The sequence below is a fragment of the Mesorhizobium sp. BHbdii genome, from assembly GCF_053848045.1.
This window is the reverse complement of record NZ_JBSPKX010000001.1, coordinates 647528-669024: the sequence shown is the minus strand read 5'-3', so window position 1 is coordinate 669024 and position 21497 is coordinate 647528. Positions and strand designations below refer to the sequence as shown.

Annotated in this window: 20 protein-coding genes and 3 pseudogenes; 13 read left to right on the top strand and 10 right to left on the bottom strand. The window is 62.8% G+C overall.

Translation table 11 applies throughout. The annotated features are described in order from the left end of the window. Positions 1-70: 70 nt before the first annotated feature. Positions 71-871: pseudogene (locus tag ACWTU8_RS03180) on the bottom strand (NAD(P)H-dependent oxidoreductase); the annotation flags it as partial. A gap of 94 nt (positions 872-965) precedes the next feature. Between ACWTU8_RS03180 and ACWTU8_RS03175 the strand changes: the two are divergent. The 7 genes from ACWTU8_RS03175 to ACWTU8_RS03145 all read left to right on the top strand — a co-directional run bounded on the left by ACWTU8_RS03175 (position 966) and on the right by ACWTU8_RS03145 (position 6872). Continuing rightward, the gene (locus ACWTU8_RS03175) at positions 966-1889 is read left to right on the top strand and encodes a LysR family transcriptional regulator (RefSeq protein ID WP_455846999.1); all 924 of its coding nucleotides are present in this window, start codon (positions 966-968) and stop codon (positions 1887-1889) included. A 176-nt stretch (positions 1890-2065) separates the two neighbouring features. Next, positions 2066-2602 (top strand): Lrp/AsnC family transcriptional regulator, encoded by a 537-nt coding sequence (locus ACWTU8_RS03170; RefSeq protein WP_455848371.1) that lies wholly within the window; start codon positions 2066-2068, stop codon positions 2600-2602. Continuing rightward, on the top strand, positions 2599-3762 hold the full coding sequence (locus tag ACWTU8_RS03165) for a saccharopine dehydrogenase family protein (protein ID WP_455846998.1): 1164 nt from the start codon (positions 2599-2601) through the stop codon (positions 3760-3762). Before ACWTU8_RS03170 ends, ACWTU8_RS03165 begins: the two co-directional genes overlap by 4 nt. 112 nt (positions 3763-3874) lie before the next feature. After that, positions 3875-4681, top strand: a complete 807-nt coding sequence (locus ACWTU8_RS03160; protein ID WP_455840558.1) for an ABC transporter substrate-binding protein — start codon at positions 3875-3877, stop codon at positions 4679-4681. An 87-nt stretch (positions 4682-4768) separates the two neighbouring features. Next, entirely contained in the window at positions 4769-5446 is a 678-nt protein-coding gene (locus ACWTU8_RS03155) for an amino acid ABC transporter permease (protein ID WP_455840557.1), read from the top strand. Then, complete coding sequence (locus tag ACWTU8_RS03150; RefSeq protein ID WP_095518782.1) at positions 5443-6117, top strand: amino acid ABC transporter permease; 675 nt, start codon at positions 5443-5445, stop codon at positions 6115-6117. Before ACWTU8_RS03155 ends, ACWTU8_RS03150 begins: the two co-directional genes overlap by 4 nt. 26 nt (positions 6118-6143) lie before the next feature. After that, positions 6144-6872 carry an amino acid ABC transporter ATP-binding protein gene (locus tag ACWTU8_RS03145; RefSeq protein WP_455846997.1) on the top strand — a complete coding sequence of 243 codons (729 nt, stop codon included), beginning with the start codon at positions 6144-6146 and terminating at the stop codon, positions 6870-6872. Positions 6873-6881: 9 nt separating this feature from the next. On the opposite strand, the gene ACWTU8_RS03140 is transcribed toward ACWTU8_RS03145, so the two are convergent. The 4 genes from ACWTU8_RS03140 to ACWTU8_RS03125 all read right to left on the bottom strand — a co-directional run bounded on the left by ACWTU8_RS03140 (position 6882) and on the right by ACWTU8_RS03125 (position 11097). Beyond that, positions 6882-7283, bottom strand: coding sequence for a GFA family protein (locus ACWTU8_RS03140; protein ID WP_455846996.1), 402 nt, complete (start codon positions 7281-7283; stop codon positions 6882-6884). A gap of 25 nt (positions 7284-7308) precedes the next feature. Next, complete coding sequence (locus tag ACWTU8_RS03135; protein ID WP_455846995.1) at positions 7309-8367, bottom strand: Gfo/Idh/MocA family protein; 1059 nt, start codon at positions 8365-8367, stop codon at positions 7309-7311. Between the two features lie 68 nt (positions 8368-8435). Next, a complete protein-coding gene (locus ACWTU8_RS03130; RefSeq protein ID WP_455846994.1) occupies positions 8436-9221 on the bottom strand; it encodes a ThuA domain-containing protein in 786 nt (261 codons plus the stop codon). Positions 9222-9573: 352 nt separating this feature from the next. Then, positions 9574-11097: a tlde1 domain-containing protein gene (locus tag ACWTU8_RS03125; protein WP_455846993.1), complete on the bottom strand. Its 1524-nt coding sequence runs from the start codon at positions 11095-11097 to the stop codon at positions 9574-9576. A 485-nt stretch (positions 11098-11582) separates the two neighbouring features. Between ACWTU8_RS03125 and ACWTU8_RS03120 the strand changes: the two are divergent. After that, a pseudogene (locus tag ACWTU8_RS03120) lies at positions 11583-12006 on the top strand (hypothetical protein). A gap of 146 nt (positions 12007-12152) precedes the next feature. Here ACWTU8_RS03120 and ACWTU8_RS03115 read toward each other — a convergent pair. Next, positions 12153-13592, bottom strand: a complete 1440-nt coding sequence (locus ACWTU8_RS03115) for an FAD-binding oxidoreductase (RefSeq protein ID WP_455846992.1) — start codon at positions 13590-13592, stop codon at positions 12153-12155. Positions 13593-13805: 213 nt separating this feature from the next. On the opposite strand from ACWTU8_RS03115, the gene ACWTU8_RS03110 reads away from it, so the two are divergent. Both ACWTU8_RS03110 and ACWTU8_RS03105 read left to right on the top strand, forming a co-directional pair. Continuing rightward, positions 13806-14069 (top strand): hypothetical protein, encoded by a 264-nt coding sequence (locus tag ACWTU8_RS03110; protein WP_189522409.1) that lies wholly within the window; start codon positions 13806-13808, stop codon positions 14067-14069. Between the two features lie 348 nt (positions 14070-14417). After that, positions 14418-14714 carry a hypothetical protein gene (locus tag ACWTU8_RS03105; RefSeq protein WP_455846991.1) on the top strand — a complete coding sequence of 99 codons (297 nt, stop codon included), beginning with the start codon at positions 14418-14420 and terminating at the stop codon, positions 14712-14714. Between the two features lie 65 nt (positions 14715-14779). Here ACWTU8_RS03105 and ACWTU8_RS03100 read toward each other — a convergent pair whose 3' ends face one another. Genes ACWTU8_RS03100 through ACWTU8_RS03090 form a run of 3 tightly spaced genes read right to left on the bottom strand, consistent with a single transcriptional unit; the run spans position 14780 to position 17810 of the window. Next, positions 14780-16036, bottom strand: a complete 1257-nt coding sequence (locus ACWTU8_RS03100; protein ID WP_455846990.1) for an NAD(P)/FAD-dependent oxidoreductase — start codon at positions 16034-16036, stop codon at positions 14780-14782. Then, on the bottom strand, positions 16033-16746 hold the full coding sequence (locus tag ACWTU8_RS03095) for a methyltransferase domain-containing protein (protein ID WP_455846989.1): 714 nt from the start codon (positions 16744-16746) through the stop codon (positions 16033-16035). The genes ACWTU8_RS03100 and ACWTU8_RS03095 overlap by 4 nt, the downstream gene beginning before the upstream one ends. Next, entirely contained in the window at positions 16743-17810 is a 1068-nt protein-coding gene (locus ACWTU8_RS03090) for a type III polyketide synthase (protein ID WP_455846988.1), read from the bottom strand. Before ACWTU8_RS03090 ends, ACWTU8_RS03095 begins: the two co-directional genes overlap by 4 nt. A gap of 864 nt (positions 17811-18674) precedes the next feature. On the opposite strand from ACWTU8_RS03090, the gene cueR reads away from it, so the two are divergent. The 3 genes and pseudogenes from cueR (at position 18675) to ACWTU8_RS03075 (ending at position 20212) form a co-directional block, all read left to right on the top strand. Next, entirely contained in the window at positions 18675-19073 is a 399-nt protein-coding gene (cueR, locus tag ACWTU8_RS03085) for a Cu(I)-responsive transcriptional regulator (RefSeq protein ID WP_029350608.1), read from the top strand. Further along, positions 19070-19621 carry a cytochrome c gene (locus ACWTU8_RS03080; RefSeq protein ID WP_455846987.1) on the top strand — a complete coding sequence of 184 codons (552 nt, stop codon included), beginning with the start codon at positions 19070-19072 and terminating at the stop codon, positions 19619-19621. The genes cueR and ACWTU8_RS03080 overlap by 4 nt, the downstream gene beginning before the upstream one ends. 110 nt (positions 19622-19731) lie before the next feature. After that, positions 19732-20212 (top strand): annotated as a pseudogene (locus ACWTU8_RS03075) (phytochelatin synthase family protein). A 280-nt stretch (positions 20213-20492) separates the two neighbouring features. Here the strand turns inward: ACWTU8_RS03075 and doeB are convergent. Further along, positions 20493-21494 (bottom strand): N(2)-acetyl-L-2,4-diaminobutanoate deacetylase DoeB, encoded by a 1002-nt coding sequence (gene doeB, locus ACWTU8_RS03070; RefSeq protein ID WP_455846986.1) that lies wholly within the window; start codon positions 21492-21494, stop codon positions 20493-20495. Positions 21495-21497: the final 3 nt, after the last annotated feature.

The following is a 21497-nucleotide window of genomic DNA, read 5'->3' as shown; positions in this document are numbered from 1 at the left end:
GGGCGCCTTGCCTGACCAGGATCTTTTCGGGATCCTGCGTCAGGCCACGTCCCGCAAAGTCGAACGCGGCGTCGCCGACTTGGCGCCGGGCGCGATCCTCGTGAAGCGCGAAACCCACGGCGCCCGGATCGCCCAGTTCGGGGCGGAGCTGCATGCTCGGGATGTGGTAGTCCCCGCCATTCTGCTGCCGATAGGGAATGGGCCGGATTGTCTCGAGCGTCCGCATCCTTTCGCGCAGCCGATCCGCGACAGGCTCGAATTCGGCCTCCCCAAAACGATCCACTCTGTAGACCACGAACGGCGGAAGCACGTCGTAGCCTGGATAGTAAAGGATCCCGTGATTGATCGGGAACAGCAGGTCGTCGATCGGGCCGTTGACGCCGCGGACGGAGTAATGCTCTTCCCAGCCGCCGGTGGTCACGATCAGCATAGCGCGCTTGCCGGCGAGCGTTCCCTCACCAAAGCGATCACCCCACCGCTTGTCGCTATGCTCGCCGACACCATAGGCGAAGCCGTAGGCGTACACCCGGTCGACCCAGCCCTTGAGGATCGCCGGCATGGCGTACCACCACAGCGGGAACTGGAGGATCAGTGTGTCGGCCCACAGCAGCTTGTCGATTTCGGCTTTAACGTCACCGGTCAGAGTGTTGGTCGCAAAAGCTTTTCTGGATGCCGCAGCCGGCAGGAAGCGTTTTTCGGGCGGCCACGACGGAAAGTCGGCGCGGTCCACCTCGGATTTCCAGCCATCGGCATAGAGGTCCGATATCAGCACCTCGTGGCCCTGGGCCTCGAGTTCCCTGATGGCGACGTCACGCAGTGCACCGTTGAGCGAACGCGGTTCAGGATGAGCAAAAACAAGCAGGACTTTCATGGGTCAACTCCGAAGGAAGGACGATCGACGCTAAAGGTAGCCAGCCCCGGGATGATCCGCTATATCTGAGTAATGAATAAGATTATGCCGAATAATGGATAGGTCAGACGTCACACTCGAGCGCATGCGCACCTTCGTTCGCATCGCCGAGCGCGGCAGCCTTTCGGCGGTGGCGCGCGAACTCGGAGTTGGGCAATCGACGGTCACACGGCATTTGCGGGAGCTCGAGGAGGCCATCGGCGTGCCCTTGCTCAGCAGGACCACCCGGCGTGTCACGATGACCGACGAAGGCAGCCGTTACTATGCCGACGCTGTCCAGATCCTGCGCCTCGTTGAGCAGGCTGGCGATGAGGCGCGGGGCACGCGCGGCGCGTCGGCCGGCACGATCAGGATATCCTGCACGGCGGCGCTCGGGGTCTTGCATGTCAGCCGCCTGATCTTCGCCTTCCAGGACCGCTATCCCGACATCGGGATCGATCTCAGCCTCACCGACGAACGCATCGACCTTGTGCGGGAAGGTGTCGACATCGCGCTTCGCCTAGGTCCGCTCACCGACAGCTCGATGAAACTGCGGGCGCTCGGCCAATCCCGGCGTTTGCTGGTGGCAGCACCGGCCTATCTGGCGGTGCGGGGCAGACCGGCTGTCCCGCAGGATCTGCCTGGCCATGAAGGCATCCGGATGTCGAACATCACGGGAAGCGACACGCTTGCCCTGCAGGGGCCTGGCAGCGAACGCCACGCGGTGCCTTTTGGCGGCCGGTTTCGGGTCGACCATGGGCTCGCCGCGCGCGAAGCGCTCGTCGCCGGACGCGGTATCGCACCTGCCCATCGCTGGCTTGTCGACGATCTCCTGGCGGCCGGCCGGCTGGAAGTGATCCTGCCAGGCTATTCGCCGCCTCCCGTACCGCTGAGCATGCTGATCGTCCCGGAGCGCGCGGGCATTGCTCGGGTCCGGCTGCTGGTCGACTTTCTTGCCGACCGAATCGGCGGCATTCCGGGGATCGACAAGCTGCGTTAGTCGGCTTGCCCACGGTCGGCCGCGGCACCGGCAAAGCCCTCCGTCTTCCGGAATACACCATCCGGCCTTGTTGACAGCGGCCGAATGCTCTTGCGGTTTCAAAAGATACGTCCTAAGCTGTTTTCATATCAGAAAGAAAACTCCATCGTTTCTTTTCATTTATGAAAGTTTGAACGCTGCGAGAACATCTCGATCAGACCGACCGGCGACTGGTCAAGCTGCTGTCGCAGGATGCGCAGCTTGGCGTCAACCGGCTCGCCGAGAAGATGGCCGTCTCCGTCCCGACGGTGCGTATGCGGCTGCGCAATCTGCTCGACCGCAACCTGCTCAAGATCGTCGGCCTGCTCAACCTGACCGAGCGCCCCGAACTGATCTCGGCCATCGTCGGCATCAATGCGCAGGGCCGAGGCCGCGCCCGGGAACTGGCGCAATGCATCGCCGAACTGCCTTTCGTGAACTCGGCCTCCGTCGTCACCGGACGCTTCGACATCATCGTCGACGTGACGGTGGCGGGCGACGTCGCCGATCTCTACCGCGTCACCAGCGAGCTGATCCCCGGCGCGGGCGAGCCAGGCGAAGTCGTGCGCAGCGAGACGTTCGTCGTCATGGCCTCCTGCAACAAATGGGTCAGCCTGCCGGAAGGCTGCTGGTCGGATGAGACCAGGCGCGACGAAACTGGGCGGCACGAAACTGGCCGAAAGGAAATGCCATGAAGATTGCGGTTCTCGGCGGCCTTGGCCTGCAAGGCCGGGCGGCGATCGCCGATCTCCTCGCCAGCGCCGGTGTCGAAGAAGTCGTCTGCGTCGATACCGCGCCGGATGGCGCGGCCCGGCTTGGCGGCCAGACCGACCTCGCCCGCGTGCGTTTCGTCGTGCCCGAGGGCGCGATCGCCCCTGTGTTGGCGAACGTGCTGTCGGGTGTCGACGCCGCCATCGATCTGTTGCCGCAACCGCTGATGCGCGAGGCGGTGCGGGCCGCGATCGCGACGCGCACGCCGCTGGTCACCACCAATTACGGCAAGACGATCGCCGACCTTGCCCCGGCGGCACAAAAGGCCGGCGTCTCGATCATGACCGAATGCGGGCTCGACCCCGGCATCGACCTCGTGCTCTACGCACGCGCCGCAAGGCAGTTCGACGCCATCACGGCGATCGACTCCTATTGCGGCGGCATTCCGGAGCCGAAAGCGATGGCCAAGCCGCTGTGCTACAAGGTGAGCTGGAACTTCGACATGGTTCTGATGAGCCAGAACCGCGACAGCGTGCTGGTCGAGGACGGCAAGCGGGTCGATGTGCCGGCCGGCCAGCAACACGACAATCCGTTCATCCATCAGATCGAGGTCGAGGGGCTGGGCAGACTGGAAGCCTTCCCCAATGGCGATGCGGCGCACTATGCCGGCATGCTTGCAGCCGCCAAGGGGCTGCAGCGCTCCGGCCGCTATTCGCTGCGCTGGCCCGGCTGGTCGGCGTTCTGGGCGCCGCTGAAGGAGCTTGGCTTCCTTTCCGAAGACAAGGTGCCCGGCGTTGGCGCCAGCCCGCGCGAATTTCTCGGCCGGCTGCTCGGCCCGCAACTGCAATACGGCACCGATGAGAAGGACCTTTGCGTGATGCGCAACGTCTTTACCGGCATCCAAGGCGGTCGCCGCAAGACGGTGACGTCGGACCTGGCCATCGAACGCGATCTGGCCTCCGGCCTGTTCGGCATGAGCCTCGGCGTCGGCTATCCCGCCAGCATCGTGGCGCAGATGCTGGCGCGGAGCGAAATCACTGAACCCGGCCTGCTCAACCCGCTGCTGCATGTGCCCGACGGCCGCTTCCTCGACGAACTGGCTCGGCGCGGTATACGAGTATCCGAAACGATCAGCTGGGACTGAAGGATTTTCGAACGGTGGTCGCCGCCGGCAACGGCGCTGCCGCTCAAAAAGCACCCGCCAAGGGTGGAACAACAAAGTGAAAACAACAAACGACAACAAGGAGGAATGCCCAATGAAGCCAATGAAGATTGCGAAGATTGCCAAGCTTTTCATCGCAGGCCTTGCGCTCGCCGGCCTCACAGCCGCCGCCAGCGCTGGAACGCTCGACGACATCACCAAGCGCGGTGAGCTGCGCGTTGCCGTGCAGACGCAAGGACCGCCCTTCTCGCTGGTCGGCGCCGCCGGCGAGCGCACCGGCAGTTCGGTCGAACTCGCTGAGCTGATGGCCAAGGAAATGGGCGTGAAGATCACCTTCCTCGATTTCGACTGGGACGGACTGATCCCGGCGCTGCTCTCGGGCAAGGCCGATCTTCTGGTCGCCGACATGACGCCGACGCTGGCGCGGGCGATGAAGGTCGCGTTCACCAAGCCCTACATGTACACGGGCAGCACCGTCTTCACCAAGGCAGACGGCAAGTTCAAATCCACCGAGGATTGCAAGGCGAAAGGCACCAGGATCGCAGTGCTGCTCGGCGCCACCGGCGAGAAAGAGGCCAAGACGGCCTTCCCCGATGCCGAGATCAAGAGCTACAAGGGCGGCGGCCCGCTGCTGCTCGACGCCGTCAACAACGGCCAGGCCGATTGCGGCGTCAACGACGTCTCGGCGGTCAAGGGCCAGTCGACCGCCTATCCGGCCGGCAGCTTCACCATCATGCCGGACATGCTGTCGAAGGAGCCGCTGGCCTTCGCCACGCGTTATGACGAGCAGGACCTGCTGATCTGGATGAACCTGTTCCTCGACCAGGTCAGCCTCGACGGCCGCCTGCAGAAGAACCTCGACTACTGGGTCAATTCCGACGACTGGAAGAAAGACCACTAAGCAGCAAAAGACCCGAACAGCTTCGCGCGCGCCTCGCGCCGCGAAGCTGTTCGGAATCCGTTTCGCCCGGGGGAAATCCGCCCAACGATGCTCGAAAACTTCAGCTTCCGCACAATCGTCGAATATCTGCCTTTGTTCGCGCAGGGACTCGTCACGACCGTGTGGCTGTCCCTTCTCTCCTTTGCCGGCGCGCTTGCCGTCGGCATCTTGCTTAGCGCCATGAACCTGCAGCGCGGGTGGCTGTTTCGCGTGCCGGCCAAGGCCTATATCGACGCGGTGCGCGCCACGCCCTTGCTGGCGCAGCTCTATTTCCTCTATTTCGGCCTGCCCCGCCTCGGCATCATCCTGCCCGAGCTCGTCGTCGGCATTCTCGCTTTGTCGCTGAACAGCGGCGCCTATGTCGCCGAGATCATTCGCGCCGGCATCCTGTCGATCCCGCGCGGCCAGGTCGAGGCCGGCGTCGCCTCGGGGATGACCTATGTCCAGCGCATGCGCCTGGTCATCCTGCCGCAGGCGTTCAAGGTAACGATCCCGCCGCTGCTCGGACAGGCGATCGTGCTGGTCAAGGATTCCGCCCTGCTGTCGCTGATCGCGGTCGCCGAACTGACGCGTGCCGGGCAATTGCTCGCCTCCGACCGCTTCATGCCGGCGGAAGGCTTCATCACCATCGCCGCCTTCTACCTCCTGCTCTATTACGGGCTGAAGGGACTGGCGGCGCTGTCCGGGCGCTGGCTCGGATTGCAGCCGGCAAGGAGCAGCACATGATCTGGCAGCAGCTGCAAAGCCTCGCCGGCAGCTATCCCCTCGCCTTGCGCGGCCTCGGCATGACTGTGATGCTGTCGCTGATCAGCCTGGTGCTAGGCACGCTGATCGGCTTTGGCCTCGGCATCCTGCGGACCGGCGGCAACCGGCTGATCAGCAGCGTGATCGGCGCCTGGGTCGACCTGATCCGCGGCACACCATTCCTGGTGCAGATCTTCCTGATCTTCTTCATCCTGCCGGAACTAGGCATCGAGCTGGACGCCTTCAGCGCCGGCATCATCGCGCTGACCAATCTGGCTGCTTGCTTCATCTGCGAGATCGTCGTCGCCGGCATCCGCTCGGTGCCGACCGGCCAGGTCGAGGCGGCGCTGGCGTCCGGCCTGTCGCGTTGGCAGCGTATGCGCCAGGTGGTGCTGCCGCAGGCGATGCGCATCGTGCTGCCGCCGCTGGTCGGGCAATATGTGCTGCTAATCAAGGATTCCTCGGTTGTTTCGGCCATCGGGCTCACCGACCTCACCCGCGTCGGCTGGCTGGTGGTGCAGCGTGTGCCCAACGGGCTGCTGGTCTTCTTCCTTGTCGGCCTCGGCTATTTCATCGTCTGCTATCCGCTGATCATGCTGGCCCGCCGGCTGGAGCAGCGCATCGGTGCGGCTCATGGCGAGGTGCAATTGTGACGAACTCCAGCAAAAGCAGCACCGGCATGATCGAGTTTCGCGGCGTCAACAAATGGTTCGGCACGCTCAATGTGCTCAGGGATATCACGCTGAGCGTCGAGCCGCGCGAAGTGGTCGTCGTCTGCGGGCCGAGCGGCTCGGGCAAGAGCACCTTGATCCGCTGCATCAACGGTCTGGAGACGATCCGCGACGGCGACCTGGTGGTCGACGGCCAGCGCCTCGGCGACCCCGCCACCAACATGACGCGGCTGCGCACCGAGATCGGCTTCGTCTTCCAGTCCTTCAACCTCTATCCGCACAAGACAGCGCTCGAAAACGTGACGCTGGCGCCGATCCATGTGCGCAAGATCCCGCGCGCTGAAGCCGAGAAGGCCGGGCGCGAGCTACTCGTCAAGGTCGGCCTTGCCGACAAGGTGAATGCCTATCCCGCGCAACTGTCCGGCGGCCAGCAGCAGCGCGTGGCGATTGCGCGCTGCCTCGGCATGCGCCCCAAGATCATGCTGTTCGACGAGCCGACCTCGGCGCTCGACCCCGAGATGATCTCGGAAGTGCTCGACGTCATGGTCGCGGTCGCCGAGGAAGGCATGACGATGATGGTGGTGACCCACGAAATGGGCTTTGCCCGCAAGGTCGCCCAGCGCGTCGTGTTCATGGATGCAGGCGCCATCGTTGAAAGCGGTACGCCGGATGAATTCTTCTCCAACCCCAAGACCGACCGCAGCCGCGCCTTCCTGAGCAAGATCCTGCGGCATTGATTGCAGACTTCAGCCGAACGTTTGTAGCGGTTCGGCTGATATCTCGACCCACTCGCAGCGCCGGCTGTCGTGATAGAAGGACAGGAAGGGCGGCGGGAACGATGGGTCGGCGAAAGCACCCACCGGGATGGCGATCAGACCGGGTTGGACATCGATCCGGTAATGGACAGTGCTGCCGCAATCCGGACAGAAGCTGTAGATGACACGGCCGCCCTCGTCGCCAACGCGCGTGAACTCCGCCGCTCGTCCATGGATCGACACATCATTCTGCGCAAACCGCGCATTAAAGCTGAACGCGCTGCCCGTGCGCCGCTTGCAGGCCAGGCAATGGCATACCGAGATGCGTACCGGCTCGCCCGAGCAGATCGCTGAAAGCTGACCGCAGGAACATTCGGCGCGGCGCGTGACCATGGCTGGTTCCTTTCAGCGAACGACATTACCGGGTTTCGGCATGGGCCCTGAGCTCTGCCCTCTTTTCGTCGGAGACGAGCGCAAGGTCCAGCACCTTCTGCAGTTCGGCCGCATGGCGGAACGATGGTTCAGGCGGAACGCCAGTGCGCACCGCATCGACAAAGCGCTGGTAGTTGGTCGGCACCGTTCGGGCATCGAGAACCTGCCATTTGGCGTTCTCGATGTCCTCGCCCATGCACACTTTCAGCTCCGAGCCATTCAGATTGTGCACGACTTCGATGCCGCCCTTGTCGCCATAGATGCGCAGCCGCAATTCGTTGAGGTGGCCGGTTGCCCAGCGGCTGGCATGAACGACGCCGAAGGCGCCATTGCTGAAATCCAGCGCCATGGTGAAGCTGTCATTGGCGTCCAACTCGTACTCGCCGATCCGGTTGCCGGGCGCCTTGTCGAAGGACCTGAGGCGGCAGAACACATGGTCGATGTCGAGCGCCGCGCCATAGCTGGCGAAATCGAGGATATGGATGCCGACGTCGCCCAGCACGCCATTGGAGCCGTGGCCGCGTGACAGCCGCCACAGCCATTTTGGATCGGAGCGCCAGTCGCCCCAGAATCTGGAAACCAGCCAGCTCTGCAGATAGGACGCCTCGACGTGCCTGACCTGGCCGATCTCACCGGCAAGCACCATGGTGCGCGCCTTCTGCAGCGGGGCGACGTTGCGATAGGTCAGGTTGACCATGTTGATGATGCCAGCTTGCTCGGCGGCATCGGCCATTTCATTAGCCCTCTGGTAATTTTCGGCCAGCGGCTTTTCGCACAGCACCGGCTTGCCCGCCGCGACCAGCATCATGGTGGTCGGATGGTGGATGCGATCCGGCGTGACGTTCGCCACCGCGTCGAACTTGTCCCATGCGAGCGCGTCTTCCAGCGACGTGAACCGGTTGGGGATACCGTAGCTGTCCGAAAACTTGTCGACACGCGCGCGGTCGAGATCGACAGCGCCGATCAGTTCGACGCCCTCGATCTTGCTGAACTGCCTGGCGTGCTCTTCCGCCATCCAGCCGGTGCCGAGTATCAGGAGGCGCATGATTCTTATCCTTAGGATGAGGCTTTATCTTCTTGTTCGACCATGGATTTTCCGAACCGAGGTTCGGGCTAGCGATAGCCGGCTTCGCCCGCAGCATGGAGTTTTCCGCCGCGCTCGGCGATCGGCTCGAGCGCCTTTTCGACCGGCACGTTCGGTGCCTCGAGGATGGCTGGATTTGCGCCCTGCGGGTTGTGTGCCCATTTCACGGCGTTGCGCAGCACCTTCTGGACGGTAGCGTCGTGATAGGTCGGATAGGTCTCGTGGCCGGGCCTGAAATAGAAGATATTGCCGGCGCCGCGGCGATAGGTCAGCCCCGACCGGAACACTTCGCCGCCCTGGAACCAGGAGATGAAAACCGTTTCGAGCGGCTCCGGCACGGCGAACTGCTCGCCATACATCTCCTCGGTCTCAAGCTCGAAATACTCGCCGATCCCGGCAGCGATCGGATGGTTGGGGCTCGTCACCCAGAGCCGCTCGCGCTCGCCGGCCTCGCGCCATTTCAGCGTGCAGGGGGTGCCCATCAGCTGCTTGAAGATCTTCGAGAAATGGCCGGAATGAAGCACGATCAGCCCCATGCCTTGCCAGACGCGGCGCGCCACGCGCTCGACGACTTCGTCGGCGACGGCGCCATGGTCCTTGTGTCCCCACCACACGAGCACATCGGTTTGCGCCAGGCGGTCGGCCGGCAGGCCGTGCTCCGGCTGCTCGAGCGTGGACCACGACACGGAAATGCCGGGGTCGAGCTTCAGCGCGTTGGCGATCGTTGCGTGCATGCCCTCGGGGTAGATCCCCGCGACCACCTCATTGGTCCGCTCGTGGATATTCTCGCCCCAAACGACAGCGCGTATAGTCATAACACCCTCTTTGATCGGTTGAAGCCGCCGCCCCAGCACCACCAGTCATAGAATCCTCGGCCGGGAATGAAAACGGCTTCGAGGCCGGCTGCTGACAATCGGTCGGAAATCCGGCGATGCCGGCGGACAGCGCTCCCCACCTGGGGGAGATTGGATGTCACGCCGGCTTTCGCCAATCGCCAACGCTGCAGGAGTGAGTGGAGCGCGGAAGCTGCCAATCTCCCCACTTGTGGGGGAAATGTCCGGCAAGACAGAGGGGGGCGAAGGACCGCGACAGAACGGCTTTCATTCTGCGCCGCCACAGATGGGTCAGGCTCCCGTCCCTTCCGACGCGACCTGCATCAGCGGCTTGTTAGCCGCGCACGACGAGGCGTTTGATCTTGCCTTTCTTGAAGGCGTCGAGGAAACGGGCATAGTCCTTGAAAGCGACGCAGCCGCTCGATTCCGCGCGGCCGCCGCGCAGCAGGTAGGTGTGGGCAAGAAAGCCGTCGCGGCCGTACTTGTTCTTGCCATCGACGGGAATGAGACGCAGCGCCTCCACCCCATGGAAGCGCGATTCGCGCAGCCTCAAATCGTAGGTGTGGGGCGGTGTCGGGCCGACATTCTTCAGGTTGGCGTAGCGCGGCTGGTCGGCCATCGAGCCCCGTCCCGAATGCGCCTCGAGCCGCGAACCGTCCGGCATATAGACGGTTTTCGCCGAGATGTCGTAGACGGCGACGCCGCTGCCCATGCTGGGCTTGTTGAACAGGTTGCGGAAGACCCCACCGCCGCCGCCGGCCGGGCTGTCGGGCTTGGCATAGGCCAACATGTCTGCGGCCTGGGCCTTCGACCGCTTGGCCGGCTTGCCCGGGCTGCTTTGCATGCCCGGGCTGCTTTGCATGCCCCGGCTGGCTTGCATGCTTGGCATCGCCGCCGGTGACGAACTCCTCGGTGACAAGACTGGTGCCCGGGGTATCTCGACCTGTGGAGCGTCGGCGGTCTGCACCTTGTTGGCTTTGGATGGCTGAGACTGGACCTTGGCGGCCCTCGATGCCTGGACCTTGGGCGCTTTGGCCTTGGGTGCCTCGACCTTGGGCGCCTCGACTGGCTGGTCGATTTCCGCCTGCGGGCGCCAGGTCGGCAAGGGAATGCTGTCAGGCATCTCGTCCTGCGACGGCAGCGAGGCCATCTGCACCTCGCCCTCCGGCGGCGCAGCAGCGTCGGCCGTCGCCTCCTCTGGCAAAACGTCGATCATCTTTTCCGGCAATGCATTCGCAAGCGCCAGAGCCAGACGGGAGGATCGTTCGATTTCCGCAACCTCGGATCCGAAGCGCACGGACGCGGGACCATTCTGATCGGGCAGGCGCACCGGCTCAACAAAGCGCGCGCCCGTTGGCAGGCTGGTGACCGCAAAAGGGGCGGCCGCGCCAGATACATGGGAAGCGGCTCGGCCAAAGGCAGCAGTAAGCTTTTGCGGCGACAGTGCGGCTTTCGCCACCACGCTGTCGAAGCGCGCTTGCGGCGAGATTTCCGCAACAATCGGCACGGTATTCGGCTTCGCTAACGGCTTGAGACGTGCCACCTTGCCCTCATGCACGAAGCTCGCCGCGGCGCTCGCGCAGCCGGCATCGCATCGGCTGAGCAGCGATGCCTGACGCTGCCGGCTTGCCAGTGACGGCGCCCACGAATTGGCCCATGAATTGGCAAGAGAGCGCCGGGGATCGGCGAGCGCGATGGTGCGCGGCGCGAGCAGGCGTTGCGGAAGACTGCTGGAGGCAGCGGTGAGCGAGGTTCCCATCGAATGGAGGCCGGCCATGGTCGCCACCGACCACAGAGCGATCGCAACGCCAACAACGGGAATCGCGACCCAGCGCAGGCCGGGCCTCTTCGAAGTCAATCCAGTATCAGGATAATCACCCCGGCTTTTCAAACGCACAAACGCCATACAACCAACCTCAATCGGCCTTGCGGCATGCGGGGCTCGCAGCCGTCACAATCACAGTCGCCTGGTGCCCCCTGCACGCTTCGCGTCTGTTGCCGATTGATTCAAAAGATGGACAAACTTGGTTAACCAATCCCTCTACCGATCGCCGATTGGCGAAGGTCGATATCAAAAAAGCTCCCTCCACGACTATGAAAATGGTGGAAATGCCCTCCGTATAAGGCTTTGCTGCCCGTTTTTGCCAACCGAGTCAAGAAACCGAAAGGACTAGACCTTGCCTGGGCGGGCGTCAGCTGAGGGCTGTTTTGGGATAAAAAGCGTCGCATCACCCGTGATCGTCTGCGCGCAGGCAGCGTTGCCGCCTTCCATACAGGTAAATTCGTCCGTGCCAATATGCCTTGTCATGCACATTGTGCGCGACCAACAAAAGGGAGGATGCGATGGAAACCATGAATCGCAGGTCTGCAATTGCTCTTGGCCTCACGGCCGCCGCGGCAACGCCCTTGTTCGCGTTGGCGACGCCTGCAACGGCCGCTAAGCAATACGGCCCGAATGAAGGCAAGGAGATTGCGCCCGGCGTCAGACTGGTAGGGGTCGGCACTGGAAACTCCGATATTCCCGCCTACAAGAGCATCTCCATTGCCGACGTGGTCTTTCAGCCTGGAGCAGTGGCTCCTGAGATGGTCATGGACAACGACATGATGCACGATTGCTGCCGGTGAGTTCACGATCAAGAAAGCGGACAAGGAATTCAAACTTAGGGAAGGCGACATGTACACTTGCGCCAAGGGCAAGACCGACGCGGCGACGAATATAAGCAGCGTGGTCGGCGTGCATCGCATTGCGATCTTGAAGCCTGCCTAGAGCAATTTCAGGAAAGCGTGCAACGGTTTTCCGCCCGGAATTGCGCAAAAACAAATAGCTGGAGCGGTTCAGCGAACCGCTTGGCGCATGACCTGAAACGGGGCCCGCGTTCTCCGTCGGAGACGCGGGCCTTGTCATTGCATACGCTATGCGGCACGCAGGTCTTCCGCCGGGCGCAAATTCTGGTTCATGCGGAACAGGTTCAGCGGGTCATAACGCTGCTTGATCTCCAGAAGTCGCCGATAGTTGCCGCCATAGGCTGCTTCGACCCGGTCGACCTCGTCCTCGGGCATGAAGTTCACATAGGCCGTGCCGGCGGCATAGGGCCTGGCCGCGTCGTAAACACTGCGCGCCCAGTCGATGCAGGCGCGGTCCATTTGCGGTTCGCGCCAGCGGGCGTGGACATTCATGACGAAATGCGCGCTGCGTTGCGGAAACGCCGTTGCATCCGCTGTCACGCGGCCCGCGGCACCTCCGACATGGGCGAAGAATATCTCGCATTCAGGCCCCGGAAGTCCCGGTATCCCGGCCGTGATAACCTCGATCGCACTGTCGGAGAGCTCGGTGAAGTCGTGGCTCTTCCAGTAGTTTCGGGCGCCGGGCGCCAGCAATGGATCGAATGCCTGCTCCCAGCCGGTGAACGGGTTAGGGCCGACAACATCGGCAATCGGTGTGCCGATGGCGCGAAGCCTTTGCGTCGCTTTCTCGCCCCCCTGAAGGTCGCCGCAATAGCACATGGCCAGGACCAGCACCTCCTTCCCATGCCATTCGGCCGGCAGGAACGGCAGCGGCGGCGCCTGCCGCATGACCACCCAGCAGGTCAGCTCATTGGGCGCTGCTTCGAGCGCCGCTCGGTACTCCCGCAACACGTTTTCGGCATCGGCAAAGGGGTGAACGACAAGCCCCGACAGCACCTGCGGACCGACTTGATGGAGCTTGAACTCGAAAGCCGTGACGACGCCGAAATTGCCGCCGCCGCCGCGCAGCGCCCAGAACAGGTCCGGATTTTCGGTCTCGCTGGCGCGCAGCAGCTTGCCGTCGGCGGTAACCACATCGGCGCAGAGAAGATTGTCGATGGTCAGGCCGAATTTCCGCGTGATCCAGCCGAAGCCGCCGCCCAGCGTCAGGCCTGAAATGCCCGTCGTCGAGTTGATCCCGGTCGGCACCGCCAGTTCGAAGGCCTGTGTTTCCGCGTCGACGTCGGCGAGCGTCGCGCCAGGTTCCACCCATGCCCGCCGCGTCGCCGGATCGACCCGCACCGACTTCATCGGCGACAGATCGATCATTAGGCCGCCGTCGCAGACGGCGCTGCCGGCGATGTTGTGGCCGCCGCCGCGAACCGCGACGAGCAGCCTGTTTTCCCTGGCAAAATTTACGGCGGCGATAACGTCGGCGGCACCGGCGCAGCGCACGATCATCCCTGGCCGCCGGTCGATCATGGCATTCCAGATGCTGCGTGCCTCGTCATAGGCGGCGTCGCCTTCCCTCAGCACGGTGCCGCGCAATTGCGCCGAAAGCGCGTCCAGGGCCGCGGCATCGACTGTCGTCTTGCCGCGTTCAAGCGTGGTGAGGCTCATGCTGTTCATGGCTTTCCTCCCGATTGTTTTTGAGCCGTTTTCCCTCCACCCGTTTCCAAGTTTGCCCTTATGTTAGAGGTCAAGCAAGTTCCTAGTGGCTTGCCGGGCGGTATTGCGCAACCCGCCTAACGCCGTAAGGCGGTCTCCGCCGGTTCGGTCGAGGAACTACGCAGCGGTCCGCGGAGTTAGGCATATCAGCAACCAATGCATAGGAGAGCTCTGATGGCACCGCGCAGAAAACCCGACGATCCATCCGAAGGCCCGACAATCGAACAGCAGGACTGGGACGCGATTAAAGGCGGCGAAATTATGCCAGACAGCGTGCCAGGAAACGGCGACATCCGGTACGACCTCGAGAAGGAGGCTGAACTGCCCGAGGAAGACGACGACAATCCGTACCAGGAAAGTGACGAGGCGTTGCCGGACGACGAAGAGGAACGCGCCATCTCGCGCAACCCCTCGAAGCAAGATATCGACGAGCCGTGAACGACAGCATTCAATGGCGCAGCTAGCCAGCCCGTTCCGGGTGCGCTCCAGGCTCCATGAAGGTTCCTGCAGCAACAGAAAAGGCCCCGCGGGGAGGAAGCGCAGGGCCTTGTCCGAATGCCGTGCGAACGGCTTTCCAGTCGCTGTAGAACGACTGTGCTTCCAACCGTGGCTGGCGGATCTTGTTCCATCGAAACCGAAAAAAGATGGCGCTCGTTCGCTGCTCGCCAGCATTGCTGCTGGGATTGTCATCGGCTCAATCACAATTTCTGTCTGATGGAACAACTCCAAAAAACGCTCGTTGGATAATCATCGCAATCAGCGAGGCAACTCGAATGGAGACCGATCATGAAGAAAATTCTTTCTGCAACCGTACTCAGCATCGCCCTTGCCACTTCGGCGATGGCGCAATCAACCGGCACAGGATCCGGCACCAGCGATCCGGGAGCGGGCACCGGGACAGGCACTGGCACTATGGCTCCCGGCACCGATAATGCAACTCCTGCCGATCCAAACGTAACCGGTTCAACAACCACAGGCACCGACGGCATGGGTGACCGGTGTAAGGATACGGCAGGCGCCGATGCGAATACAAACTCCGCCAGTGGCACTGCAACTTCGGACATGGAGAATTGCCCCAAGTGACGGAGCTAGCGCTTGTTGAGCACGCTGTAGTGCCTTTGCTTGCGCATGATGCTCCGCATCACTTGTTAGACAAAGCCGGGAACCGGCTTTGTCTTGCCGCTTAATTGCGCGCCCAATGTCAGTGCCTGCGGAAAATTCCGGATAATTGCCGCCATCAAGGTGGCGTTACCGGGACGTAGGGCAATTCCAGCAATCGCTGCAGCGGCGTAGACCCGCGTCGAAAATAGTTTTTTCCAGGCCGCCTCATAGCGTCTGCCGGCAGCCTCGCGCCCTGCCGCGTCGGCTGGCGCGCATGCGAGTTCGCAGGCCAGCAGCCAGCCGGACTGAAGCGCCATCGAGATGCCCTCGGCGACAACGGGATGAGACTCTCCGGCTGCATTGCCGACGCGGAAGATGTCCCGTTCGTAGCAGGAGCGAATTCCCGGCCGGATCGGACCTGCGGCAAGCCACGGACCGTCAGGGTGAGCTGACTCCAGGGCATCTCTGACACCCCGGCACGATTCCATCAGATGACGGGAGACTGCATCGGCCGCCGACAAATGGCTCTGCTGGTTGGGGCCAGGCTGTTTGCGCAACAGTGCGAGCATATCGCGGCGAATGCAGCACGAAATCGACAGCCGGCCATGATCCGCCGAAACCATGCCGCCATAACCGCCCGGAAACACCAGCAGAGGCATCAAATCAGGCGCCAGGGACGACCCGGTGAAATGCGCCTTGAAGCCGAGCAGGTCCGAAGGGCGGTTGGTCTTCCCGAGCTGGCTGGGCAGCGGTCCTGGTTCCCAGGAGCCGTGTGCGGCGACAATCACCGGCGCACGCAACATCGTCGTTTCGTTCCCGGCTTGAATTCGCACCGTTTGCATCTCGCCATCCCGGTCGATGGCGACGGCGCGGCAAGGCTGAAAGATTTCGACGCCCGCCGATCGCGCCGCCTGCAAAAGCAGACAGTCGAGAATATCCCGGCCGAGGGCCCGGCCGAAGCCAGGGTTGGCAGAAGGCCCATCGTTTGCACGAGGCCCATCTTTTGCACGAGGCCCATCTTTTGCACGAGGCATGGGTGCCTCGACACTCGCATCGCCGGAAAAGAAGCCGACGCGGCGGATTTCGGGGCCGGCATTGGCACGCCAGGCATCGCCGATTTCCAGCTGGTCCAGAAGCGCAAGATTGCTTGCCGACATGTATTCGCCGCAGACCTTGCGGCGCGGGAACACGCTCTTTTCCACAATAGCCACGGCCCATCCGCGCCGGGCCAGCGTCAGCGCGGCGGACGTGCCCGCCGGGCCGGCGCCTATGATGATCGCGTCATGGGTCGACAATCGCGTCATAGGTCATCACCGGCGCTGGCGCCGACAAAAATGTGGGAAAAAAGGCCGGCGCGCCGTTCCTCGACCGGTTTGCCGTTTGCTGCGAGCCAGAGACCGGAAAGCTCGCTGCCGCGAAAGCCGGCACGCACGCTTTGAGCCGCGTCGTTTCGGGTCACGTCATTGGCGCCGATTGCCGGCAGAAGACGCGTCGCGGCCAACGCCAGTTTCGCTCGCAACGGCTCTGTCGCCAGCAGCAGCGGGGCCTTCGGCGCCATCAGCGAAAACAGGCGCACGAGCTCGGCATCGTCGAAATGATGCAGAAACAGATTGACGGTGATCGCGTCGAACCGCGTGCCCTCATTCTTTCTCGCCCAGTTGAAGACATCGGCGCTGACGCCTTCGACCGTCCATCCCAGCCTGTCAAAATCACCTTGCAATTGCGCGGTGATGAGGTCGACGCGGTCGAGCATTACCAGTTGGACCCCAGGCCAATGCCCGGCCATGCGCCGCGCTATCGCCAGCATGAAGGAGCCATCGCCGGCGCCGATCTCCAGAATCCGGCGTGGCGGCCTTGGCACAAATTTCCGGAGCAGGGACGCCATGATCCTCGCCTGAAACATCAGCGCGTTGATCCGACGGAGGTCGCGGCGCGCGGCAAGCGCTCGCGGATCGTCGCCCGCAAGTCCGTCGAGGATTTCCGGCTCAAGCTGGCGCTGCTCCAGGCCGCTCATGACACCGTTCGGAAAAGCATGGTTTCGGCCGTCAGCCCGGGTCCGAACGACATGCCGCAGCCGAGTTGGCCTGGTGGCGCCTTCAACATCTCTTTCATCACGAACATGACGGTCGCGGACGACATGTTTCCGTACTGGCGCAACACCTCGCGCGATGGCTCCAGCGCGGTGGGTGCAAGCTTCAGGGCCCTTTCGACGGCGTCGAGAACCGAACGTCCACCCGGGTGCACGGCCCAGAGGTCGATCGCCTCGGTCGGCCGGTCGCCGAGGATGGCATCTTGGTTGCTCCGCAACGCCTCATGGATCGCTGCCGGAACTTGGCCGGAAAGAACCATTTCGAAGCCGTGGTCGCGAATGCTCCAGCTCATCAGATCCCGCCGCTCGTTCGCCACGATACAGTAAAAGCTTTCGAGCTCGATGCCGTGCGGCTCGGCGGTGACGAGCGCAGCCGCGCAGCCGTCGCCCCAGAGGCAGAACGACAGCAGCTTTTCCAGCTCGCTGGATTCCCGCAGATGCATCGTGCAAAGTTCAATATTGACCAGCAGAACCCTCGCCTGCGGGTCGGAGCGGACGATGTGGCGGGCAAGCTTGAGGCCATTGATCGCCGCGTAGCAGCCCATGAACCCGATCATCGTGCGTTCAACCCTTTCCGGCAGGCCGCATCGCGCAACCAGCTCCAGGTCGATGCCCGGCGCTGAAAAACCGGTGCAGGTGGTAACGATAAGATGGGTGATGCGGGAAACGCCGCCACCAAGCTCTAATCCCTCGACGCCTTTTCTCGCCAGAACAGGTGCGGCATCTCCGAACATTGCCATTCTCTCGGCCGTTCCAGGAAAGGCGCCCCGGATGAACCTCCCGGCCAGGTCTGCTGACGGTCCTTCGGGGTCGCTGGCAGGTGCAAAGCAGGAATAGCGGTGCTCGATGCCGGCAAGGTCAGCCATGCGTTTAAAAATTCTTCGGCGATCGGCCGCAAGCATGGAGGCCGCGAAACGCAGATAGAATTGATGAACCTCGTGCTCCGGCACCGCTGTCGCGATCCGGTTGATATACGCTTTGGCTGGCATATTCTGTCTCCTCGGCGTGTGCACGGTATAAATTTGGGCCACCGCCGGAGGTTGTTTGGTCATCGCACCAGATGTCGGACATCAGGTTTTGAGTGTTGTTCGATGAACGTTTCTGAGAGTTGATTTCATCCCGAGGTTCAGCATGTGCTGTTGCCGGGCGATGCTGCGGTTCGCCGGTACTAGGAACATAGGCTCCATTACCGAGGCGTCCACCAGGAGCCCGCGCTTCGGGCCGAGGCGCCATTGCGTCCGGCCCTCACCGGGCACGGCCTTTTTGCTGATCGATGGAACACTAGGGCACACTAACAGTTGTAGGATGACAGCGAATATCTCTTGGATATTGGCTGCTGGATCGGGGCCAGACCCCGGTTGGCCCGCGCTCTTCCAGAGGCGCGGGCTTCCCCGATCCCTGCCGGCTTGAAGCCCAATTTCGGGAACAATGGCCAGCTGCCATAAGGGTCGCGGTAAAGACAAGGAGAGCTGTCATGAACAACATCATCTGGCTGGTCGGGGCCATCGTTATCGTAATAGCGATACTTAGCTTCCTTGGCCTACGTTAGGATTCGCCTTTAGCGAAATCCGACGCGTGAGTAGGCAGTTACTTGGACTCTGGAACCCACATGGGGTCCGCAGGCCTAGCAGCTATCCGCGCTAACGACCCCGCTCCTTCACCGGGCGAAGTTTCCTGCCCGATCAATACCATCCAAGACCCAGTGCTCTCATTTGACGCCGCGTCTCCTGTCTTGAGCGGGTGACGTCTCCGTCCGCTCGAGTTTGCGGCTGCGGCGCGTGAAAATCACCCTCGGGCGGTTGACCTTCCAGCTGCTGGAGGGTCTATTTTCCTTGCGAACGGAGATTTTCATCATGAACATTGGCATCGCATCCGAGAAATCCGGGCTGCCGTCCAAGACGATACGCTACTACGAGGACATCGGGCTTTTGCGCCCGGCCCGGACAGACAACGGCTATCGCGACTATTCGGTAGCCGACATCCACCGCCTCCGGTTTCTGCAGCGCTCGCGCAGCCTGGGTTTTTCGGTCGACGAATGCCGCCAGTTGCTGTCGCTCTATCAAGACAAGGACCGCGAGAGCGCCGACGTCAAATCTATCGCCGAAGCCAAGCTGGTGGAGATCGACAGGAAGATCGCCGAACTCGTGGGATTGCGCGGCCTGCTGCATCATCTGGTCGAGCACTGTCACGGCGACGAGAGGCCGGACTGCCCGATCATCGACGAATTGGCGGGAGAGGGCGTGGTTCAGTGAAATGGACCGCCGCCGCGGTGATGCTGTCGCTTGCCTGCGCCTCCGCGGTGGTGGCCGCGGCCGGACCTGACCCAATCGTCGCGACGCGCCAGTCCTCGATGAAGGAGATGGCCGCTGCCGCAAAGACGATCGCCGGGATGTTCGATGGCAAGCTGGCCTATGACGCTGTGGCGTTCAAGGCGGCGGCCGGGACGTTACGTACCCGCACCGGCCCTGCCCTCATTGCGGAATTTCCCAGCGCGACATTGGGTCCGCCTTCGGGCGCCAGGTTGGAAATCGACCAGGCCCGTTCGGAATTCGAGGCGCTGGCCCGTCACATCGGGACGCTGGCGAGCACACTGGCCGCCAAGGCCGAGCGGGCGCCCGCCAGTATCACCGACGACATGAGGATGGGTTCCGGCCCGGCGATCGGCGGCGGCAGCCTGCTTGGCAAGCGGCCGGCAGCGGCAGAAGCCGATCGTTCCAAGGCTCCCGCCGAGCACCTCCTACATGTTATTCTGCAGGATTGCTCAAGCTGTCATTCGAAGTTCCGGCAGAAGGTCCTGTGATCGCCGAGCGATCCGCGAGATCACCGGATGGCTGATTGGCCGGGTGCGGCGCTGATTGACGTTGCAGTGCCTTTTCTTCATTGTCCTGTTGCTGCCTCCGAGGTTCAGCAATGAAGCGCAGTCTCGCTTTCGGTGTGATTGTGATCGCCGTCGTCGGCCTGCTGGGCGGCAGCGCACTTTTGATTGCTGGCCAGTCCAGAGTCTCGCAAGATGCAATCCAGTCATCGGTTATCCGCACCCCTGAATTGATTGACAGCGCCTGGAAGCTCCCCGTGGCTGCCACTTTCAATGCCGACGTCACATGCCGTGCTTCGGAATCTGAGCGCTGATGCGTTTCGCGAGCACATGAAGCGGGCCAACGATCCCGGCCGCCGTTACATCGTCAACTTCACCCGTGAGAAGATTTTCGGCGCCGGCGCTGGCCATTTTTCCCCAGTCGGAGGATATCTGGAGGCCGAGGACATGGTCTTCGTCCTCGACGTAAACGAGGACTACAAGCCCTGGCTGATCGAGCGTGAGCGCCTGTTTTCAGCCATAAACACAATCGACAGCGATGGCGACAAAAAGCGCGGCTTGCTGCTTATCGAGTAGCACGGTCGCAAGCAGTTTCGCAGACCGCCAACGAGCGTAGTGCCCCCGGCTCAGCCGCCGGGGCTGGGGCAATCTCGCCGTGCTGCAAAAAGGCGGTCAGGGATGCGCGGGTCGAGGCGCTGTCGGGCTTCCTCAAGGAAGTCGGCGGCGGTAGCTATCTCAGCGACGCCGAAGTCGCCGGCATTGCCAAAGCGGAGCTCAAGGAATTTCGCGCGCCCCTCGACGCCGCGCTATTAAATTAAGCTGCCTTAATCCACGAGCCGAGCCCCTGCGGCTGCTTTCAATCGACCAGCACGGCGACCACTGCGGTGCAGTCGCCCGCCTTGACCAGTCCGGGGAAATGCCGCGCGGCCAGCATGCCGCCCATTCTTGCCCTGATCTCTTGAGGTGCGGCACCGGTGCGGCCGATGGAGTGGATGCGCGCCAGGACCTGGCCCTCTTCGACAGGCTCGCTCAGATCGATCAACGTTTCGATCATCCCATCGTCCTCGGCGAACAAGAAGCAATCGCCCGACGGCATGTCTAGCCAGCGGGTCGGCTGCATCTCGACCGCACCGGCGACAATGCCGCCATGCCGCAGCACATTGAGCACGCCGCGACGAGCGATCCGCACCGTTTCCGCGCGGGAAGTGCCACCGCCGCCAAGCTCCGTGGTGATGAACAGCTTGCCCATCTCTTCGGCGGCAGTATCGAACATGCCGACCGCATCGATCTCCAGCATCTTCATCGACCACGGCGCCGAGAACGCTTCGACCGCAGCGAACCCCTTCGCCTCCAGCACTTTGTCGGGCCGGATATGGGCGGCACAGAACGGCACGAAGTCGAGCGTCTTGCCGCCGGAATGGAAGTCGAGCGCGATATCGGTGCGCGGCAAAAGTTCGCGCTGGAAGTAATCGGCGATTTTCTCGGTCACCGTGCCGTCGGGCCGGCCGGGAAAGCTGCGGTTCAGATTGCCCTTATCGATCGGCGAGGTGCGGGTGCCGGCACGGAACGCCGGATAGTTCATCGCCGGCACGATGATCACCGTGCCGCTGACGTGCTTCGGATCGAGCGTACGGGCGAGATCGTAGAGCGCCAGCGGCCCCTCATATTCGTCGCCATGATTGCCGCCGGTGAGCAATGCGCTCGGCCCGCTGCCGTTGCGGATCACGCAGATCGGGATCATCACCGATCCCCAGGCCGAATCGTCACGGCTGTAAGGCAGCCGCAGGAATCCGTGCTGCACGCCGTCGCGGTCGAAATCGACGGTCGGCGTGATCGGTGAGGGGCGAAGGCTGGACATCGG